Below are 3,982 nucleotides of genomic sequence, written 5' to 3'. Positions count from 1 at the left end.
CACGCAAATGTCTTAACTGGAAAACTCCTTATGAAGTCTTCTATGAAGAAAATGTGCACTTAATTTGACAATTCAAGATAGAATAAATAGGCTCCATAATATCCATAGGGAATTTACCCACTACAAATATTATAGAGCCGTTGTTTATAGTTTTATAAACTGTCCAGATATGGGCCGTTATTTGGGGTGTGAGAGTTAGAAAATAATGGCAATACAAGCTAATCTATGCTACAATGGGTATCGTGGTATATATTATATAAATAAAGAATAGAGGGAGCAGAATGCGACTTAGAAAAACATTGTTCGGCCGTTATCGTGCGAAGGAAGTTGACGATTGCATCGAATCCTTGGAGGAAGAGTTTTATAGTGAAATTCGGAAAAAAAATGAAAAAATCGAATCTTTGCGTAAAAAAATTGATTCTATGAAGGATAAAGAAAAAGAAATAGGTGAAGCTGTTATTTATGCGAAATCACTTGTCATTTCGGCTCATAAAAGTGCAGAGCAAGAAGCCAAAGAAGTTTTAGAAAAAGCACAAAAGGATTATCTGGATATACGCGAATCTATTCTGGAAGAGATTGATATCTTGACAAAAAAACGTATAGAAGCTGAGAGATTATATCATTTACAAAAGGAAAAAATAAAGAAGCTTCTAAATCAGGTTGATGGTTTTTTAGAAGATGAAAATCTAGATAAAGAAATTGATGCTGCAACTCTGATTGAAGATTCTTTGGCTGACGAAGAGCAAGAAGAATTAGACTTGTTTGCAGGAGAGGAAGAGAAGTCAAAGGATTCCGTACCTCAAATAGAAGTTGTAAAGATTGAAAACATTACTGCGAAGACAGGTTCAGAAAGTTCAGCTCCTGTTAATTACCTCATTTCTTTTGAGAATGAGCTAACTAAAGAAGAGCAACAAGAGGAAAATACCAAACATCTTTCAAGAGTTGAAGACGATACCTTTTTGTAAGAGGGATATGATTTATGACAATTTATAACATCAATCTGGGAATAGGTTGGGCGAGCAGTGGAGTGGAGTATGCTCAAATCTATCGAGCAAGATTATTTCGCAGTGTGAGTTTAGATGCAAAATTCATCTTTATGGATTTTATTTCATCTGATAATATTGAGCATCTGACCAGAAATATCGGATTCAAAGATTCTGAAGTTATCTGGCTTTATCAGTATTTCACTGATGTTGAAATTGCGCCTACGACCTACACCCTAGCTCACGTTTTAGGTGGTTTTGATAGAGAGCCCCTAGAGATTATCCGTAATCCTGAAAATAAAACTTTCCGAGTTATATTTGGAGACAATGATTTTGTGACTTGTTATGCTAGCGATATGGATAATGAGTTGATTGATCGAGCAGAAATTGTTTCACGGGGATGTCTGATTCAGAAGGAATATTATACTTACGTCAAGAACTTTGTTGAGTATTATAGTCCTGTAGATGGTCGTGCTCGTCTCTACCAACGGACCTGGCTTAATAAAGATGGTAGTGTAGCCTATGAAGAGATTATCGATGAGGTGAACGGCAAGCAGGAGACACAAATCTATCGTTTTCCAAATCATGTTTTCTACTCCAAGCAGGAATTTGTTGCCCATTTCATGAGAAGTTTAGAGTTGACCGACAAAGACTTACTGATTTTGGATAGGGGGACAGATATTGGGCAACCGATTTTTGCTAATAAAGGGAAGGCCAAATTAGCTGTTATCGTTCATGCTGACCACTTCAGTGAAAATCCTGCAGAAAAAGACTATATCTTGTGGAATAATTATTACGAGTATCAGTTTGAATATGCTGATGAGGTAGACTACATCATCAATTCGACGGATGTTCAGACAAGACTTCTCACAGAGCAGTTTGCACAGTATACAAATATTAAACCAAAGGAAATATGGACTATTCCTGTGGGGAGTTTGGATAAGCTACGTCGACCAAAGGGAGAACGGAAGGCTTTTGGTGTGATAACAGCTTCTCGATTAGCAAGTGAAAAACACATTGATTGGCTGCTTCGCTCTGTGGTGAAGGCACATGAACATTTGCCAAGGCTCACTTTTGACATCTATGGTACTGGTAGTGAGGAGGCTATGCTTCGGAACTTGATTGAAGATTTGGAGGCAGGAGATTATATCCGTTTAATGGGGCATCATCATCTAACAGATGTTTATAAGAACTATTCGGCTTATTTGACTGCATCCACTAGTGAAGGATTTGGTCTGACCTTGCTAGAAGCAGTAGGCTCTGGTCTGCCTATTATTGGATTTGATGTACGTTATGGTAATCCGACCTTTATTCGCGATGGAGAAAATGGCTACCTGATTCCCAAGGCTCGTCCAGATAATCTGGACGCCATGACGACAGAATATGCGGAAAAGATTGTTCAGCTATTAACTCAACATTCTCAGGAAGATTTGTCTCGTGTATCTTATGAGGTAGCCAAACCTTATCTTAATGAGCATATCGCTCAGCGTTGGTCTGATCTTGTCCAATCTGCTCAGACAAACTAAATAGTATTCAGAAAGAAAGGTATAAAAACTATGATTTGTTTGTTTGAACGATGTGATCAGGCAAGTTTTGATTTGTTACGTTCACTAAAAACAGCAGGGTTAGATTGTCCCGTTGTTGTTGTACAAGACGATGGTTATCTTGTTCCAGATGTTGAGTCTCCTTATAGTTATTTCACAGGAGATTTAGAGACACCAGAAAGTCGACCTCTTTATTTTAATCTGGTTCCAAAACCTCACTTATGGGAAATTCGCTCTAGTAATGTGAATGGCGAAATTCTAGACATGGGTAAGAAACGTGCTAATATTTTTTATCGTCAACCAACTCACGAAAGACGCGTTCGGGCTGTCGAATGGTTGGATTCAGAGGGACAAGTTCGAGTAGCAGATATTTACAATCGTAAAGGGCGACTTTTTGCGCAGATAACTTATGATAAGTCACAACGTCCGACCCATACTCGCTATTTTGACCAGAGCAATGTCGTGGTGATTATGGAAAATCATTTGACGGATGATATTATCCTGACACTTGAAGGAAAACGACATATCTTTAAATCCAAACAAGAATTTATTATCTTTTACCTCCAATATCGTGGGTACGATACAGATCGAATTATTTATAATTCGCTATCGACTCCTTTCTTTGTGGCCTATTCTCTTCCTCCTAAAAATGGTTGTGCAGAGGATGTTCTTTTCTGGCAAGAGCCTATTGGAGAAGAGTTACCAGGTAATATGGTAGCGGTTATGAAGCTGACGAATCGAAATGTTCGTATTGCTGTCCAAGACAAGCAGGTTTATGAGAAAATTCAAAACTTGGTGGCTCCTGAAGAAAAAGGCTATTTCCACAATCTTGGTTACATCTATGCTTATCAACGCCTTAATAACATGAATCCGGAAGCCTTGATTTTGACTAATAGTGATCAGCTTGAGCAGATTGAAGAACTTGTGACCAAGCTACCAAATGTTCATTTTCATATTGGAGCGATTACAGAAATGTCCAGCTATTTAATGGGACTAAATCGTTTCGCAAATGTTTCGCTTTATCCAAATATCCGCCCAGCTAGAGTTGCTGAGCTTTTTGAGAAATGTGATTTGTATTTAGATATCAATATCAGCGATGAAATCCTTAATGCTTGTCGCACGGCCTTTGAAAACAATATGTTGATTCTCAGCTTCACAAACACTTGTCATAGCCATCGATTTACTGCAGATAGTCACATTTACCCAGCAGAAGATGTTTCAGGCATGGTAGAGAAGATTCAAAGTGTCCTTGCTCATTCATCAGAGATGAAAGAGGCTCTTTCTAAACAGAAAGAAGCAGCAAATCAGTCTGATTTAGGACAATATCAGACTATTCTTTAGCTGTGAATACTTTTATATTAGGTGAAATAACTTTTAAAGGCTCCTTGTCAACTGTAGTGGGTTGAAGTCAGCTAAGATCGAGAAAGGACAAATTTTGTCCTTTCTTTTTTGATG

At 37.9% G+C, this 3,982-nt stretch carries 3 protein-coding genes; all 3 read left to right on the top strand.

Annotation, left to right across the window (positions count from 1 at the left end; translation table 11 throughout):
* Nucleotides 1-281: 281 nt before the first annotated feature.
* Genes M1F56_RS09645 through gtfB form a run of 3 tightly spaced genes read left to right on the top strand, consistent with a single transcriptional unit; the run spans nucleotide 282 to nucleotide 3,868 of the window.
* On the top strand, nucleotides 282-965 hold the full coding sequence (locus M1F56_RS09645) for a hypothetical protein (RefSeq protein WP_247917551.1): 684 nt from the start codon (nucleotides 282-284) through the stop codon (nucleotides 963-965).
* Nucleotides 966-979: 14 nt separating this feature from the next.
* On the top strand, nucleotides 980-2,509 hold the full coding sequence (gene gtfA / locus M1F56_RS09640) for an accessory Sec system glycosyltransferase GtfA (RefSeq protein ID WP_247917550.1): 1,530 nt from the start codon (nucleotides 980-982) through the stop codon (nucleotides 2,507-2,509).
* 30 nt (nucleotides 2,510-2,539) lie between these two features.
* Entirely contained in the window at nucleotides 2,540-3,868 is a 1,329-nt protein-coding gene (gene gtfB, locus M1F56_RS09635; RefSeq protein WP_247917549.1) for an accessory Sec system glycosylation chaperone GtfB, read from the top strand.
* Nucleotides 3,869-3,982: the final 114 nt, after the last annotated feature.

The sequence above is a fragment of the Streptococcus oralis genome (genome assembly GCF_023109005.1).
Classification (GTDB): Bacteria; Bacillota; Bacilli; order Lactobacillales; family Streptococcaceae; genus Streptococcus; species Streptococcus oralis_BU.
Note: the sequence above shows the minus strand (reverse complement) of the source record. Positions and strands in the feature narration are given on the sequence as shown.

What these genes read in the sequence shown, in the direction of transcription:
- gtfB (WP_247917549.1), top strand. Translation starts at nt 2,540, where the DNA reads ATGATTTGTTTGTTTGAACGATGTGATCAGGCAAGTTTTGATTTGTTA.
- gtfA (WP_247917550.1), top strand. Translation starts at nt 980, where the DNA reads ATGACAATTTATAACATCAATCTGGGAATAGGTTGGGCGAGCAGTGGA.
- M1F56_RS09645 (WP_247917551.1), top strand. Translation starts at nt 282, where the DNA reads ATGCGACTTAGAAAAACATTGTTCGGCCGTTATCGTGCGAAGGAAGTT.